The sequence below is a fragment of the Microbacterium koreense genome (assembly GCF_042677105.1).
Lineage (GTDB): Bacteria > Actinomycetota > Actinomycetes > Actinomycetales > Microbacteriaceae > Microbacterium > Microbacterium koreense.
The window spans coordinates 1,727,562-1,743,280 of the sequence record NZ_JBHTIM010000001.1 but is presented as its reverse complement, the minus strand read 5'-3'; the positions used below and the strand labels follow the sequence as shown (position 1 = coordinate 1,743,280).

At 67.3% G+C, this 15,719-nt stretch carries 16 protein-coding genes and 1 tRNA gene; 3 read left to right on the top strand and 14 right to left on the bottom strand.

The window, feature by feature from the left end:
• Positions 1 to 62: 62 nt before the first annotated feature.
• The 3 genes from ilvD to ACFQZV_RS08105 are packed head-to-tail and all read right to left on the bottom strand — an operon-like array spanning position 63 to position 4,024.
• On the bottom strand, positions 63 to 1,769 hold the full coding sequence (ilvD, locus tag ACFQZV_RS08115) for a dihydroxy-acid dehydratase (RefSeq protein ID WP_378749924.1): 1,707 nt from the start codon (positions 1,767 to 1,769) through the stop codon (positions 63 to 65).
• 9 nt (positions 1,770 to 1,778) lie between these two features.
• Positions 1,779 to 2,567 (bottom strand): trehalose-phosphatase, encoded by a 789-nt coding sequence (gene otsB, locus ACFQZV_RS08110; protein WP_378749926.1) that lies wholly within the window; start codon positions 2,565 to 2,567, stop codon positions 1,779 to 1,781.
• Entirely contained in the window at positions 2,564 to 4,024 is a 1,461-nt protein-coding gene (locus ACFQZV_RS08105) for an alpha,alpha-trehalose-phosphate synthase (UDP-forming) (RefSeq protein ID WP_378750405.1), read from the bottom strand. Before ACFQZV_RS08105 ends, otsB begins: the two co-directional genes overlap by 4 nt.
• Before the next feature lie 88 nt (positions 4,025 to 4,112).
• Here ACFQZV_RS08105 and ACFQZV_RS08100 point away from each other — a divergent pair, with 88 nt between their 5' ends.
• Positions 4,113 to 4,367, top strand: a complete 255-nt coding sequence (locus ACFQZV_RS08100) for a hypothetical protein (protein ID WP_378749928.1) — start codon at positions 4,113 to 4,115, stop codon at positions 4,365 to 4,367.
• Here ACFQZV_RS08100 and ACFQZV_RS08095 read toward each other — a convergent pair.
• From ACFQZV_RS08095 to ACFQZV_RS08045, 11 genes are all read right to left on the bottom strand, one after another.
• Complete coding sequence (locus ACFQZV_RS08095; RefSeq protein ID WP_378749930.1) at positions 4,345 to 5,250, bottom strand: alpha/beta hydrolase; 906 nt, start codon at positions 5,248 to 5,250, stop codon at positions 4,345 to 4,347. The two genes, ACFQZV_RS08100 and ACFQZV_RS08095, sit on opposite strands and share 23 nt — an antisense overlap.
• Before the next feature lie 8 nt (positions 5,251 to 5,258).
• A complete protein-coding gene (locus ACFQZV_RS08090) occupies positions 5,259 to 6,011 on the bottom strand; it encodes a 3-hydroxybutyrate dehydrogenase (protein ID WP_378749932.1) in 753 nt (250 codons plus the stop codon).
• Positions 6,008 to 6,691, bottom strand: coding sequence for a TetR/AcrR family transcriptional regulator (locus ACFQZV_RS08085; RefSeq protein WP_378749934.1), 684 nt, complete (start codon positions 6,689 to 6,691; stop codon positions 6,008 to 6,010). The genes ACFQZV_RS08090 and ACFQZV_RS08085 overlap by 4 nt, the downstream gene beginning before the upstream one ends.
• Entirely contained in the window at positions 6,675 to 8,243 is a 1,569-nt protein-coding gene (locus tag ACFQZV_RS08080) for a class I adenylate-forming enzyme family protein (protein ID WP_378749936.1), read from the bottom strand. Before ACFQZV_RS08080 ends, ACFQZV_RS08085 begins: the two co-directional genes overlap by 17 nt.
• Entirely contained in the window at positions 8,243 to 9,289 is a 1,047-nt protein-coding gene (locus ACFQZV_RS08075; RefSeq protein WP_378750407.1) for a branched-chain amino acid ABC transporter permease, read from the bottom strand. Before ACFQZV_RS08075 ends, ACFQZV_RS08080 begins: the two co-directional genes overlap by 1 nt.
• An 89-nt stretch (positions 9,290 to 9,378) precedes the next feature.
• Positions 9,379 to 10,254 carry a branched-chain amino acid ABC transporter permease gene (locus tag ACFQZV_RS08070; RefSeq protein WP_378749938.1) on the bottom strand — a complete coding sequence of 292 codons (876 nt, stop codon included), beginning with the start codon at positions 10,252 to 10,254 and terminating at the stop codon, positions 9,379 to 9,381.
• Positions 10,251 to 10,985 (bottom strand): ABC transporter ATP-binding protein, encoded by a 735-nt coding sequence (locus ACFQZV_RS08065; protein ID WP_378749940.1) that lies wholly within the window; start codon positions 10,983 to 10,985, stop codon positions 10,251 to 10,253. The genes ACFQZV_RS08070 and ACFQZV_RS08065 overlap by 4 nt, the downstream gene beginning before the upstream one ends.
• Entirely contained in the window at positions 10,982 to 11,752 is a 771-nt protein-coding gene (locus ACFQZV_RS08060; protein ID WP_378749942.1) for an ABC transporter ATP-binding protein, read from the bottom strand. Before ACFQZV_RS08060 ends, ACFQZV_RS08065 begins: the two co-directional genes overlap by 4 nt.
• A gap of 3 nt (positions 11,753 to 11,755) precedes the next feature.
• Positions 11,756 to 12,958 (bottom strand): substrate-binding domain-containing protein, encoded by a 1,203-nt coding sequence (locus ACFQZV_RS08055; protein ID WP_378750409.1) that lies wholly within the window; start codon positions 12,956 to 12,958, stop codon positions 11,756 to 11,758.
• 204 nt (positions 12,959 to 13,162) lie between these two features.
• Positions 13,163 to 13,672 carry a hypothetical protein gene (locus tag ACFQZV_RS08050; RefSeq protein ID WP_378749944.1) on the bottom strand — a complete coding sequence of 170 codons (510 nt, stop codon included), beginning with the start codon at positions 13,670 to 13,672 and terminating at the stop codon, positions 13,163 to 13,165.
• A gap of 338 nt (positions 13,673 to 14,010) precedes the next feature.
• Positions 14,011 to 14,086: transfer RNA gene (locus tag ACFQZV_RS08045), tRNA-Lys, on the bottom strand.
• Positions 14,087 to 14,182: 96 nt separating this feature from the next.
• Here ACFQZV_RS08045 and ACFQZV_RS08040 point away from each other — a divergent pair.
• A complete protein-coding gene (locus ACFQZV_RS08040; RefSeq protein ID WP_378749946.1) occupies positions 14,183 to 15,010 on the top strand; it encodes an inositol monophosphatase family protein in 828 nt (275 codons plus the stop codon).
• A gap of 38 nt (positions 15,011 to 15,048) precedes the next feature.
• Positions 15,049 to 15,624 carry a hypothetical protein gene (locus ACFQZV_RS08035; RefSeq protein ID WP_378749948.1) on the top strand — a complete coding sequence of 192 codons (576 nt, stop codon included), beginning with the start codon at positions 15,049 to 15,051 and terminating at the stop codon, positions 15,622 to 15,624.
• Positions 15,625 to 15,719: the final 95 nt, after the last annotated feature.

Sequence of the window (15,719 nt, the reverse complement as noted above, 5' to 3'; positions counted from 1 at the left end):
ATGATCCTTGAGTGGTGCGGTGGATGTCTGGCGATGCGGGCGACGCAGCGGGCGCCGGCGGTTCAGCCGGTGGTCGCGCCTTCGGCGGCGGAGCGCACGAGACGGGAGTACTTGGCAAGGACGCCACGGGTATAGCGCGGAGGAAGGGGCTCCCAGCCTTCGCGGCGGGAGCTCAGCTCGGCCTCGTCGACGAGTAGGTCGAGAGTGCGAGCCGCGATATCGACCCGTATCAGATCACCATCGCGCACGAATGCGATCGGACCGGAGTCCACCGCTTCGGGTGCTATGTGGCCGATGCACAGGCCGGTTGTGCCGCCCGAGAATCTGCCGTCCGTCAAGAGTAGTACATCTTTTCCGAGTCCCGCGCCCTTGATGGCTGCGGTGATCGCGAGCATCTCGCGCATCCCGGGACCGCCCTTGGGACCTTCGTAGCGGATGACCACCACGTCGCCGGCGGAGACCTCTCCGGCCTCGAGCGCGTCCATCGCGGCGCGCTCGCGCTCGAACACGCGAGCGGGACCCTCGAAGACGGCGGCGTCGAAGCCGGCGGTCTTGACGACAGCGCCCTCGGGGGCGAGCGACCCATGCAGGATCGTGAGCCCGCCCGACGCGTGGATGGGGTTGTCGAATGTGTGGATCACGGTTCCGTCGACGGGGTCGGGATCGAGGTCCCGCATGTTCTCTGCGAGGGTCTTGCCGGTGACGGTGAGCGCGTCGCCGTGCAGCAGTCCTTCGTCGAGCATCGCCTTCATCACGACCGGGATGCCGCCGTGACGGTCGACGTCGTTCATGACGTATTGGCCGAACGGCTTCATGTCGGCCACGTGCGGCACCTTGTCGCCGATGCGGTTGAAGTCGTGGAGGCTCAACTCGACCTCTGCTTCGCGCGCGATCGCGAGCAAGTGCAGGACCACATTGGTGGAGCCGCCCAACGCCATCGCGAGGGCGACGGCGTTCTCGAAGGCCTCTTTGGTCAGGATGTCTCGCGTCGTGATGCCCTGCCGCAGGAGGTTCACGACCGCTTCACCAGAGCGGTGCGCGAAGTAATCGCGGCGGCGGTCCGCCGACGGCGGTGCCGCCGAGCCGGGCAGCGACAGACCGAGCGCCTCGGCGACGGAAGCCATCGTGTTGGCCGTATACATGCCGCCGCACGCACCTTCACCGGGCGCGAATGCGCACTCGATGCGCTTGAGATCGGCTTCGCTCATGCGGCCCGAGAGGCACGCGCCCACACCCTCGAACGAGTCGATGATCGTGATGTCCTTCTCGGTGCCGTCCGAGAGCTTCACCCAGCCGGGCGCGATCGAGCCGGCGTAGAGGAAGACGCTCGACAGGTCCAGACGCGCCGAGGCCATGAGCATGCCCGGAATCGATTTGTCACACCCGGCAAGCAACACCGTGCCGTCGAGGCGCTCAGCCATCACGACGGTCTCGACCGAATCGGCGATGACCTCGCGAGACACAAGCGAGAAGTGCATGCCCTCATGGCCCATCGAGATGCCGTCCGAGACCGAGATGGTGCCGAACTGCAGGGGGTATCCCCCGCCGGTGTGCACACCTTCCTTGGCGCCCTGCGCGAGGCGGTCGAGGCTCAGGTTGCAGGGGGTGATCTCGTTCCAGCTCGATGCAATGCCGATCTGGGGCTTGTCCCAGTCGTCGTCACCCATTCCGACCGCACGGAGCATTCCGCGGGAGGTCGTGGCTTCGATGCCGTCGGTGACGACGCGGCTGCGGGGCTTGATGTCGATGTCGGTGCGTGACTCGGGCATTCCCCGAGTCTATTGCCGCGCGCGAGCGCGTACTGTCGCGAGCTCCTCCAACAGCGAGGCCAGATCTTCGACGTCTGCCACGAAGACGGATGCCGCGCCCGTGGCATCACCCACACGAACACCGAGATCGTCCGAACCGAGGCTCGCGAGCGCGTCCTCATCGGTGACGTCATCGCCGGCGAAGAACACCGCGGTCGCCCGCGTGTGCGCGCGCAACGCCGCGATCGCGGAGTCCTTGCCCTCGTGGCGGAACGCATACTCGACCACACCTTTGCCCGTGCGGCGGCGCCAGTGGGCGGCATCCGTCGTCATCAGCTCGTCGACCGTGCCGCGCACGGTCTCTGCGATGTCCGCCGTGGCCAGGCGTGTGTGGAGGGCGAACCCGAAGGCCTTGGGCTCGATCCACACGCCGGGGAGGTCCGCGACGACCTCCTCGACGCGCGTGCGCAGAGTATCGCGGCGCCGTTCCTCGTCACCGTCACGGGCCGAATCGACGACCCCGCTCTCGGGGAACCAGAACTCCGCGCCGTGACTGCCGGCGAGAAGGTACGGCGAATCGTCGGTGTGCTCGGCGATCGCGCGCAGATCGTGCAGGTTGCGTCCCGACACGAGGGCCACGGTGGTCTCGGGCAGGGCGTCGAGTCTCTCGACCGCCGCACGGGCGCGCCGCGTCATCCGCGCCGTCATCGGCTCGTCGACGAGGGGTGCCAGCGTCCCGTCGAAGTCAAGCGCCACCAGCAGGTGCTCCGTGTCGGCGATGCGGACGATGTGCGTGTGCCTGTCGACGCCCCCGCTCACGAGCGCGCCTTGGCCTGGGCGAGGGCCTTCAAGAAGTCAGAGGACCATTTCGCCACGTCGTTGTCGAGCACCTTCTTGCGCATCGCCCGCATGCGCCGGCCTTGCTCGGCCGGGGGCATCTCGATGGCTCGGACGATCGTGTCCTTGAGGGTGTCGATGTCGTGCGGGTTGACGCGCAGTGCGGTTCCGAGCTCATCCGCTGCACCGGCGAACTCGCTGAGCACGAGCGTTCCCCGGTTGTCGACCCGGCAGGCCACGTACTCCTTTGCGACCAGGTTCATGCCGTCGCGCAGAGCCGTCACCAGCATGACGTCGGCGGCGAGGTACAGAGCGACCATCTCTTCCCGCGGAAGTCCCTGGTGCAGGTAGCGGATCGCCGTGTGGTTCAAGGTGTCGTGGTCACCGTTGACCCGCGTGACGGTGAGTTCGATCTCGTCGCGGAGCTCGATGTACGCCTGGACCCGCTCACGGCTGGGACTTGCGACCTGCACGAGCGTGACGTCTTCGACGCTGACGCGATCGTCGCCGAGCAGTTCGCCGTAGGCCTTGAGTCGGTGACGGATGCCCTTGGTGTAGTCGAGCCGGTCGACGCCCAGGAGGACCTTCTTGGGGTTTCCGAGGCCCTCGCGGATCTCGACGGCCCTCGCCTGGATGTCCGGTCGACGGGCGAGGTCGGCGAAGTGCTCCGCATCGATCGAGATCGGGAACGCTTTCGCGAGCGCCACGTGCGAGGTTCCGTTCTCACCGGGAACCCGGATACCCGATGCGCGGGTCTCGTAGTGGAACAACCGGCGCACGGCACGGGCGAAATTGCCGGCGTCTGCCACTCTCTGGAATCCGATCACGTCGGCACCGAGCAGACCCTCGAGCACGAGTCTTCGCCACGGAAGCTGGGAGTACAGCCCGTATGCGGGGAACGGAATGTGGTGGAAGTACCCGATCGTGAGGTCGGGGCGCATCTCACGCAACATCTTCGGGACGAGCTGCAATTGGTAGTCCTGCACCCACACCGTGGCGCCGGTCGCGGCAGTGCGGGCGGCCGCCTCGGCGAAGCGGCGGTTCACTCGTTCGTATGAGTCCCACCACACGCGCCGGTAGCGGGGTGCGGCGATGACGTCGTGGTAGAGCGGCCAGATGGTGTCGTTCGAGAAGCCCTCGTAATACTGCTCGACGTCGTCGGCGGAGAGGGTGACGGGAACGAGTCGGGTGCCGTCGAAATCGAATGGAGCCACCTCGAGATCGGCCTTGCCGGGCCACCCCACCCACGCGCCGTCGACGGAACGCATGACCGGCTCGAGAGCGGTGACAAGGCCCCCGGGCGAACGCCGCCACCCGCCCTCTCCTTGCCCCTCGGGCGCCCGGTCTACGGGCAGACGGTTGGCGACGACGACGAAATCAGCCTTGGTCACGGGGCTCCAGACACGCTCGGCAAGCAGGGTTCCCAGGCTACCGTGCATGCGAGCGCACAGCAGTTCGGGCCCACGTCGTGCTTCGCTTCGCCCTGCGAAGGGGGCGTGTTCGGCCATCGCGCGCTAGCGTGGGGGGATGCGCACCTACCTCTTCGGATCCGGGCTGTTCAGTGCGATCATGAGCGGACTGAGCTTGCTCCGTTCCGCCCGCGAAGACTCTCCCTTCACGTGGCGCACCGCGTTGGCGTGGATGAGCTGGGGTATCACCCTCGCGCTCGCGATCGGCTCCATCGTCGACACGCGTCGCGCGTCGCAAGGAAAGCTCGTCGCAACGGACTCACCTGTGCACGGCAAGGAAGCGAAGCTTCTCAAGAAGCAGCTGCGCAGCTGATCTCTTCGAGGATCACAGGGGCGATGTCCTCTGCGCCCGCTGCGGTCATCACGACCGTGTAGTGGTTGTGCGAACTCCATCGCTCGTGATTCACCCCGGGCGTCGCGGGCAGCATTCGCGCAAGATGCTCGGGCGAATACAGCCCAGGCGGCTCGTTCTGCAACCCGCGCGGCACCGTGATCAGGCGGGTCGGGTGTGTGAGAGCTGCGAGCGCATCCACGAGCGCGGTACCGGTGTTCATGTCGACCGTGTCGTCGACCGTGGTCGCATAACTCGTCGCCGGCCGGAAAGTGCCGGGCTCGGCCGGGACGAGGTCGTACGCGATGTAGTCCTCGAGTTCGGGTGACCAGCCGTCGACGAATCCCGGATGCTGCCGCCAGAACGTGTGGTAGTCCTCGACGCTGCCGAACCTCATCGAGAGGCGGGCCGCGGTGGGGCCGAGGATCGCCGCCACGAGCTCGTCCGCGTCCAAGCCTGCGGGAGCATCGAGGGGAAGGCCTCCGTCGATGAGAAGGAGGCGCGACACGCGGTGGGGATAGCGGTGAGCGAACACGAGCGCGACGAACGCACCCATCGAGTGGCCGACGACGACCGTCTGTTCGATGCCCAAAGTATCCAACGTCGCGGCGAGATCGTCCGCGTGGGCACGCAGGCCCGCCGGACCCGCGATCTCGTTGCTGCGTCCCCGCCCGCGCAGATCGGGGGCGACGGCACGAACGCCGGGCAGCCGGTCGACCACGAAGGGCCACGCGAGATGCGAGGCGGTGACGCCGTGGATGAGGAGCACGTCGGCCACGTGCGCACCCTCGGGGTCCCACACACCGACGCGCAGGTCACCGCCGTCGACGGAGACATCGACCGTCCGGTACGTGTGGGTCGTCATGACATCGCTCATCGCGCCGTCCACCCGCCGTCCATCGTGTACGAGGCCCCGGTCACCATTCCCGCGTGATCCGATGCCATCCAGCCGACAAGCGAGGCGACCTCATCCGCCTCGGTCAGACGCTTGATCGCCGACTCGGTGAGCATGATCCTCTCGATCACTTCACTCTCGTCGATCCCGTGGAGACGGGCCTGGTCGGCGATCTGCTTCTCGACCAACGGCGTACGGACGTAGCCCGGGTTGATGCAGTTGCTCGTGACACCGTGCGCACCGCCCTCGAGCGCAGTCACCTTCGAGAGCCCTTCGAGTCCGTGCTTGGCGCTGACGTACGCCGACTTGAACGCGCTCGCGCGCAGACCATGGACGCTCGAGATGTTGATGATCCGCCCCCAACCCTTCGCGTACATTCCCGGCAGAGCCGCGCGCACGAGGAGGAAAGGTGACTCCAGCATGAGGCGCAGCAGCAGCCGGAAGGTGTCGGGATCGTATTCCTGCACGGGCGACACTCGCTGGATGCCGGCGTTGTTGACGAGGATGTCGACGTCGAGCGAGAGATCGTCCAGCGCGGCGGTGTCCGCGAGATCGACCACCCACGCCTCTCCCCCGATGTCGGCGGCCGCGGCCGCCGCGGCATCCGCGTCCAGATCGGCCACGGTGACATGCGCGCCGCGACGGGCGAACTCGTGCGCGCATGCCAGGCCGATGCCGCTGGCGCCGCCCGTGATCAATGCACGTCGTCCGGCGAGGTCCTGGTGGGTCATGCGGTGCTGCCTTCCTGCGTGCGTGGTGCGAGTGCGTTGTCGATGAGGCGTGCCATCGAATCGAAGACCTTCGGATCGAGTTCGGACGGCGGGGTGCCCGCGGCGTCGCGCTCCCAGAGCAGGAAGCGCATGCCGATCAGTTCGCCCATGCCCATCAGTGCCCAGGCGGTGGTCTCTGGATCGAGCACACGGTCGACGTCACCGGTCTGCTGAGCAGCCCTCAACCCAGCCTCATAGCCTTCGACGATGCGGGTGTAGTGGAGACGCAGCACCTCGGGCGAGACGAACTCCGCCTCACGGACGACCCGGTACAGTGCCGGATGTTCCGCGGTGAATCGGAAGAATCCCTGAAATCCGGATCGCTCCGCCTCGAGACGCGAGGATGCCCCGGCCATCGCCTCCGACATCGAGTGGCGCACGCGGCGGTTGAGATCGATCACGAGAGCCTCGAAGATCGACTGTTTGCTGTCGAAGTAGAGGTAGAAAGTGCCGAGACCGACGCCGGCTTTCTCGGTGATCTTGACGATCGACGCCTCGTGATATCCCTGTTCGGCGAAGACGACCTCGGCCGCCTCCAGCAGCCGATGGCGGGTCGCCTCACCGCGCTTGGTCAGCGGACGCCCCGTGGCCTGCGAGACCGCGCCCGCATCGTCATCCGCGATGTCAGTGTGTGACGCCATCACGCATCCCCTCGATCAGTCGCGCCGCGCGCGCACGCAGCCGTGACCGTGCGAGCTTCTCGATCGTCGACCGCGGAAGCGTTTCGACGAATTCGACGTGGATCGGCACTTTGTACCCGGCGAGTTGCCGCCGCGCGTGCGCGATCACCTCGTCGACCGAGAGCGCCGCGCCGTTCTTGGGCACCACGAAGGCTACGCCCCGCTCCCCCCACACGTCGTCCGGAGCACCGACGACCGCGACATCCGAGATCAACGGGTGCTGGCTCAGCGCGTGCTCCACCTCTGCGGGGGCGACGTTCTCGCCGCCCGAGATGTAGATGTCCTTGAGGCGATCGACGATGCGGTAGACGCCGTCGCGGCGTTCGACGAGATCGCCTGTGCGCAGCCACTCCCCGCGGCGCGCGGCATCGGTCGCGGCGACGTCGTCGAGATAGCCGGCGAACACGCTCGGTCCACGCACCCACAGCTCGCCCGTTGCGTCTCCGTCGAGGGGGAGACCCGTCTCGGGGTCGGCGAGCCGCACGGACACGTGAGGGTACGGTCGCCCGACGGTTCCCGGATGGGCCGCGGATTCCGCCGCGGGCAGATGCAGGACGTTCGGCGCCGCCTCGGTGAGCCCGTAGCCCTGCGTGAGCGGGATCCCTCGCTCCGTCCAGGCTCGCTGCACGGCCGCGGGCGTCGTCGCGCCTCCGACGAGTGCGATCCGCAGCGTCGAAAGGTCGGCGGCATCCCAGTGACGATCGGCTGTCAACAACGCATACTGCGTCGGCACACCCATCATGGCGGTCACGCCGCGGTCGTGGATCAGCTGCAGCACGCGCGCCGGCTGGAACGAGCGTTCGAGCACGACGGTGGCTCCGGCCCACCACGCCAACAGCGGCTGGCAGTTCCAGGCCGCGATGTGAAACTGCGGCAGCATCGCCAGCACCACATCGTCCTGGTGGATGGGCAGCGCCTGCGACAGGGACAGGTTGTTCCAGAAGCAGTTCGCATGTGTGAGCACGACACCCTTCGGCGCCGCTTCGCTGCCGGAGGTGAAGATCACCATGAGGGGGTCATCGTCACGGACAGGGTGATCCTCCCCCGCGCGCGGTCCGGATGCCGGCGGCACGAGCGATTCGACACCGGTCGTGCCGAGCGTGGCCAGAGGTGTCTGGGCCGGGAGCATCCGCGATGCTTCACGGGCGAGGGTGTCGTAGTCGTCCTCGATCAGCACGAGCGCGGGGCGGGCGCGTTGCATGAGTGCACCCAGTTCGCCGGCGGTGAGCCGCCACGACAGCGGCACGAACGCCGCTCCGGCCAGCGCGCACGCGAAGAAGGCGACGATGTGATCTGCGGAGTTGCCGGAGACCGTCGCGATACGGTCGCCGCGGCCGTATCCGGCCACGCGGAGGCCGCGCGCGAGTTCGACGGAGCGTGACGACAGCGCGGCGTAATCGATCGTGACCCCTCGATCGTCGATCGCGATACGTCGCGGCGTGCGCGCAGCACGGTCGACGAGCCATCGCCCGATCGTGTGGGGGTCGTCCTCGACCACGTCCAGACTCGTCATCACCGCGCCTCGGCCGCCTCGGACTCGATGTCGGCGTCATCCATGGTTCGCATGGTGCTGCGCGTGGATTCTCCGCGACGACGCCGTGCCAGCTTGTCGAGGGTTCCCGCGATCCCGCCCGGCAGGAACATGACGACGAGGATGAACAGCACGCCGAAGAGGAACAGCGGCTCCGACAGCGGGATGCGCAGGACGTCGGGCAGCCCGGCGATCGCTTCGGAGCCGGCCAGCACCGTCAGTCGCTGGTCGAGAAGTGTGTACAGCACACCCCCGACGATGGCACCCCAACGGAACCCAGCGCCACCCAGCACCACCATCACCAGCACGGTGATCGTCAGGTCGGCCGACACCGAACGCGGAACGGTGCCCGACTGCAGCAGCATGTACGCCACGCCCGCGAGGCTGGCGAGCGTCCCGGCGACGATGAACAGCAGCAGCTTGACGCGGTAAGGCTGAAGTCCGAGCACCTTGACGCGCTGATCGTTCTCGCGCGTGGCGCGCACGAGGTGTCCGAGACGGGAGGAGTCGACCCACAGTGCGACGAGGTACACAACCACGAGCACCGCCAGGGCGAACCAGTACAGGTTGCGGGTGTTGACCACACCGACCAAGAACTCAGGCACGTGCGTCGTGTTGAGGCTCAAGCCCTCCTCACCGCCGGTCACTGCGGCGTTGCGCCGCACGAGGACAGAACCGGCCTGCGCGAACGCGAGCGTCACCATGGCGAACGGGATTCCTGACACCCGCATCGCGACGGCACCGGTCACCAGCGCGATCACCATTCCGCCGATGAGCGCGATGAAGACGCCGGGCCAGAGGGGAACACCGAAGTGTTCGAGGGCGATTCCGAGTCCGTAGGCTCCCGCGCCGAAGTACAAGGCGTGTCCGAACGAGAGCATCCCGGCCGACCCGAGCAGCAGGTTGTACGACAGTGCGAGAGACGCGAAGACCATGCACAGCGACAACAGGGCGAGCGTGCCGGGCATGTAGGTCGGCGTCGGCAAGATGCCCGGGATCGAAATGTTCAGAAGCGGCAGTACCGCCATGAAGACGACCAGCACGACACCGATCACCGCGGGGATGTAGCGGGTGAGGGAACGGGTGGAGGACGATGCGCCCTCGGCGTTGCGAAGAGTCATGCCTTCCTCCCCAGGAGGCCCGTCGGGCGGACGAGCAGGACGACGGCGAGGAGGATGACGACGATGAAGTCGCCCGTCCCGCCGAGATAGAAGTTGGCGAATTGTTGGAGGACCGCGACCAGCACGGACGCGATGGCGGCGCCGGTCAACGACCCGAGCCCGCCGACGACGGTGACGATGAAGGCGAAGATCAGAAGCGTCTGCCCGAGGTGTGCCGACACGAACGTCGAGTAGTGCATCGCCAACACACCGCCGATGCCGGCGGCGGCGCCGCCGATGGCGAACACGAGGGTGAAGGAGCGGCGCACGTCGATCCCGAGAGCGGTCACCATCGACCGGTTCTCGACGCCGGCGCGGATGATCATTCCGTAGCGCGTCTTCTGCAAGAAGATGACCAGTGCAGCGAGCACGAGGATCGCGGCGATCATGAGGACCCAGTAGGTATTGGGGATGCGGGCGCCGAGGACTTCGGTGGTTTCCTTGAGCCACGACGGTCCCGCGATGTGGATCGCGTCCGTGCCCCAGATGCCCTCGAACAGGGCGACCGCTGCGAAAGACAACCCGACGGTTACCAGCACCTGTTCTATATGGCGTTCGTAGAGCGGTCTGATGAGCACCAGCTCGGTCGCGGTCGCGAAGATCGCGCCGACGACGGCGCCCGCCAGGACCGACAGGAGGAACGAGCCCCACGAATCCGTCCCGAGCGATTGTGCGACCCACCACCCGATGAAGGCGCTCAGTGTCAGGAACGCGCCGTGCGCGAAGTTCAGCACGTGCATGAGCCCGTAGATGAGGCTCAGCCCGCTCGCGACGAGGAAGTACAGGGCGCCGAGGCCGATGCCGGTGATGAGGGTCAGGACGAGGGTGCTCATGCGTCGGCCTCCGTGGCATGCGGCGCGGTTGTCTCGGCGTGCACGCCGAGCAGACGACGGGTCAGGTCCTCGTCGTCGAGGATGGCAGCGGCGCTGCCGGTGTGGACGACTCGGCCTCCGCCGATGACGATCGCGCCGGTCGCGAGACGCCGGACGACCTCGAGGTTCTGCTCGACGAGCAGGATGGGAACCGTCTTGGACGCTTCGGCGAGGGCAGCGGCGACCTCGGAGACGATCTTGGGCGCAAGGCCCTTCGTGGGCTCGTCGACGAGCAGCAGCCGGTTGTCGTTCATCAGCGCACGAGCGACCGACACCATTTGCTGCTGACCGCCTGAGAGCGTTCCGGCCGGTTGGTCCTTGCGGGCGACGAGGTCGGGGAACAGCTCGGCGACGAACTCCCGGCGCGGGTTGCGCTGTCGTTCGGCCAACGCGAGATTCTCGGCCACGCTCAGCTTGGCGAACACTTCGCGGTCTTCGGGGACGTAGCCGACCCCACGACGGACGATCCGGTGCGTCGGCATCCCATCGATACGCTCGCCGCCGAGCGTGACGCGTCCGCGTCGATGGATGAGACCGAGGATGCCGCGGAGAGTCGAGGTCTTGCCGACCCCGTTGCGACCCAGCACGGCGGTGATGCCGGTCGCGGGGACGTCGAACGTGACGTCCTCGACGACCTGCTGCCCCGCGATCGTGCACCGCAGGCCCTCGACGGAGAGAATGGGTGTGGTCATGCGGCGGTCCCCGTTCCGAGGTAAGCGCTCTGGACCGTCGGATCGGCCATGACAGCCTCCGGCGTGTCGTAGGCGATGATGTTGCCGAAGTACATGACGGCGACCTTGTCGACCAGGCCCATGAGCACATCGATGTGATGTTCCACCATCAGCACGGTGCAGCCCTTCTCGGCGTGCAGGTCGCGGATGTTCTGGACCAACCCGGCCACGTCGCCGGAGGCGACACCGGCCATCGGTTCATCGAGTAGGACGATCGACGCTTCGGTGGCCAGGAGCACGGCGATCTCTAGCTTGCGCTTGTCGCCGTGGGACATGTCACCCGCCGCGGTGTCGAGTTTGTGCGACAGTCCGACGGCCTCAAGCTTCTGCAACGCGAGCTCGGTCGCGGCATCCGATCGCCGGGGGAAGCGGAACAGCGACGAGGAGCCGCCGAGCGAGACCTGTGCCGCGAGGCGCACGTTCTCGAGGACGCTGAGCCGCGGGAACAGACTCGAGGTCTGGAAGGTGCGCCCCAGTCCCGCCCGCGCCCGGGCGGGCACGGACGCCGACGTGATGTCGGTGCCGTCCATGAGGACTCGTCCCGCGGTCGGCCGGACGATCCCGGAGATCACGTTGAAGAGCGTGGTCTTGCCGGCACCGTTCGGGCCGATGACGCCGACGAGCGAACCCGCCGCGACGTCGAGCTGGACGTCCTTGAGGATGGATGCGCCGCCGATCTGCAGGCCGAGGCCTTCGATGCGAAGCGCGGACGGGACAGGAGCGCTCATGGGTTACTGCGCCTCTGCCGGAGCGACCTGGTCGGCCGACACGGTCTCGACGAGCTCGGGGACGAAGGTGTCACCGTCGGCGACGAGGCGCACCTGGTACATCTCCTGCAACAGAGCGTGGTCCCCGGCGCGGATCGTCATCGTGCCCTTCGGGCCCTCGAACTCGTAACCCTCGAGCGCTGCGACCATCGCGTCGACGTCGCCCTTGCCTTCCTTGATCGCCTGGACGACCATGAGCGCGGCGTTGAAGCCATCGGGGCTGAACAGGTCGACGGTGCCACCGGCGGCTTCGATCGACTCCACCATGGCGGCGTTGACCTCGTTGTCGGGTGCTCCGGCGAAGTAGTGGTTCAGGAAGCTGATCTGCTCCGAAGCCTCACCGTAGGCGCCGAACGTCGCGGCGTCACCGAGACCGGTCACGACGGGGATCTCATCCATGACGCCCTGCTGGCTCATGGCCTGCCACATGGCACCCGAGGTGGCACCGGCCCACGCGACGAACACGAGGTCGGGCTGCTCGGCGAGCACCTGCTGGGCGAACGGCGTGAACTCAGTGGCGTCCTCGGGAACGAGGATCGAGTTCACCTCGGCGCCGGCCGCGCCGAGGATCGCCTGGACGGCAGCCTCATTGCCCGTGCCGAATGCGGTGTTCTGCGCGAAGACCGTGACGGTCTTGCCGCTGATGTCGTCGAGGAAGGTACCGGCGGTGGCGACGTCCTGTGCGCTCTGGCGACCTGAGCGGAAGGTGTACTCGTTGATGCCGGTGACCGCGTCGGCAGCGGCGGGGCCCGAGATGTAGAGCACCTTGTTCTGGGCTGCCTGCTCGGCGACCGCGAGCGCGACGCCCGACGACACCGTCCCGGCGATGATGTTGACGCCTTCGCCGATGAGTTCCTTGACGGCGGTGACGGCCTTGTCGGCGTCGCCGGCGTCGTCCTTCTCCTCGACGACGATGCTCATGCCATCGACCTCGTTCGTGCCGTCGGTCGCGTACTCGAGACCGGCCTCGAAGCCGTGCAGGTACTGCTCGCCGTAGCTGGCCAGCGGGCCCGTCTCGCTCGTGACGATGCCGACCTTGATCTCCTCGGGGCCGTCACCGCCCGTATCGCCGGTTCCGCCGGCGTCGGTGGCCGGCGCGCAGGCCGCCAGGACGAGGGCGGCCGTGGCGACCACGGAGCCCAAGAACAACTTCTTCGTTACACGCATGTGCATGCCTTTCACCGTTGGAAGGATGTGGTGCCCCGCAGGGTTACCTGAAAGCTGATTCAGGTATTGGCAATGTATGTGAGCGAGCGCGGACGGTCAAGCCGGGCGGCGTGTCGTTATCGATTCGCGATCCGATATCCACAGCGCGCAACGACGAGAAGGGGACCCCCACCGCACGGCAGGGGTCCCCTCGGGAGTGGCGGATCAGAGCACGGCGCCGCCGACACTCACACAATTGATGGCGGGGCGATCGAACTCGACGACGACGGGGTCACCGACATGGGAGCCGTCTTGGTTGACCTTCTGGAGGGTGACCGACACCGTTCCGCCCGGCCGGGTGTCCCAGCTGGAGCCGTCGCCCTTGAGCGCGACGATGGACGTGTATTCGGCCGAGCCACGCTGCTTGTCCAGCGTGCGGTCGCCGGCATAGCGGGCGTCCCAGCCCTTTCCGCCGGTCGCCTCGACCGAGACGTTCCACGGGCGGTTCGAGTGCCCGACGGTCTCGACGTACACGCCGACGTAGGGCGTGTCGAAGAAGTTGTGGCAACCCGCCTGAAGGTTGACCTTGACCGAGCCAGCCTTCTGCGAGGCGACATAGCGGCCGTCCGCGAGGACGGAACCGGGATAGGACGCGGCCGATGCCGGAACCGCGGCGCCGAGCGCGAGCGCGCCGGCCGCCGCGAGGCCGAGCGCCGCCTTCGTGACGATCTTCATGTGTTCTCCTCCTGTGATCGGGCTGATCCGCCCGGGCGGCTTCGGCACAGGTCCGAGGTCGCCCGCGCGGATCAGCCCGTCATCAGCAGAAGCGGCAACCCGCTATGCGTTCGCACGCGGTTGCGCCACGTCCCTGCGCGACGCATCCCCATTCCTGTGATCACGTTTCGTTCCCCAGTAGGTGATCGGCGAGGCCAGTCACGCCCATCTGGCTCGGAGATTAGCAGTGTGCTCCGACATGGGTCGAGACCGAATCTGTGCCGATATCGGGGCGGCAGGGCGCATTCTGAACGAGAGAACCCCGGCACACAGCGATCTGCGTGCCGGGGTTTTCGTGGTGGTGCACCCCCAGGGACTTGAACCCTGAACCCACTGATTAAGAGTCAGTTGCTCTGCCGATTGAGCTAGAGGTGCGGACGATTCACACACGGCGAACCGAGGGTCAACATTAGCATCACGATCCGGTCTCCGAGAAATCGAGGGCACAGAGCGCCGGTTATCCTGATTCGCGTGACATCTGCCGCCACGGACGGCCCCGAGACGGGGGCTGAGATCGACCTGCACGCCGACCTGGATCTGGCGCTGCGACTGGCCGACGCCGCAGACCTTGCCTCGATGCCCCGCTTCGACGCGCCCGACCTCAACGTGCAGGCCAAACCGGACGCGACGTTCGTGACAGATGCCGACATCGCCACCGAAGAGGCGATCCGCACGATCCTCACCGCCGAACGCCCGGACGACAGCGTGCTGGGTGAGGAGTTCGGAACGACCGGCTCCGGCGCCCGGCAGTGGATCATCGACCCCATCGACGGCACCCACAATTATCTGCGCGGCATCCCGATGTGGACGACGCTCATCGCGCTCGCAGTCAACGGCGTCCCGCGTGTGGGCGTCGTGAGCCAGCCGGCGATCGGACGACGCTGGTGGGCGGCGGCAGGACTCGGAGCCTGGACGAACACACCGAGCGGGGGCATCCGTCGCATCCACGTATCGGACGTCGACACCCTCGATCGCGCGAGTGTCAGTTTCCAAAGCATCGAACAGTGGCGGGATGCCGAGCAGCTCCCGGCGCTCGAACGCCTCACGTCGGCGGTGTGGCGCGATCGCGGATACGGTGACGCCTGGCCGTACATGCTGTTGGCCGAGGGTCGCCTCGAACTCGTGGCCGAGTTCGGTGTGAAAGAGTACGACATCGCCGCCCTGGCGCCGATCGTGGAAGAAGCCGGCGGGCGCTTCACCGCGTTCTCGGGCACGGCCTCGATCGCTGAACGTTCCGCACTGGCCACCAACGGCCTCCTCCACCCCGTTTTCCTCGACCTCCTCCATTCCCCTGCCTGATCCCTTCCCGTCCGACTCCCCTCCCCATCGGAGCCGCTATGCCGACCCCCTTCGCCCGCCTGGGTGCCGCTCTCTCGATCGCCGCGATCGCGGCACTGGCCACCGCCTGCGCGGGCGCAGATCCTGAGCCGACCGCCACGGCCACCGCGGCGCCGACCGTGACCGAGGCCGCCCCCGAGCCCGTCGTCACCGAGACGGTCGAGCCGGAAACACCGGACCCGACGTGCGAGACGATCATCCCCGCCTCAACGGTGGAAGGGTTCGAGAGCATCGGATGGACGGTGCTCGCCGACCGCTTCTACCTGGGCGAGCTCGAACTGGCCGACGGCATCATCTGCACCTGGGCCGATTTCGAAGGGCCTGCCAGCGATAATCTGCAGCGTTTCGGATGGGCGCCGATCACCGATGAGGCGGCGGCGGATGCGCAGACCGCCCTCGTCGCAGCGGGGTGGATCCGCGAAGACGGCGCTGCCGGTGTCTACATCACCGAGGACCCCGAGACGACGATCTCCGCGGACGAAGAGGGCTACGGAATGACCTACCTGTTCGCCGACGGTGCGGTCACGTTCGCCGACACCAAGCAAGGGCTCTTGTTGATCGAGTGGCCGAATTGACCTGACGGCGCGCGTCGCGGGAATCGATACGGGCGCAGCAGCCCCCGGCGCGGTAGCGTCACTCTGAGCGCCGCCGCGCGCACGAGGAGGCCGGG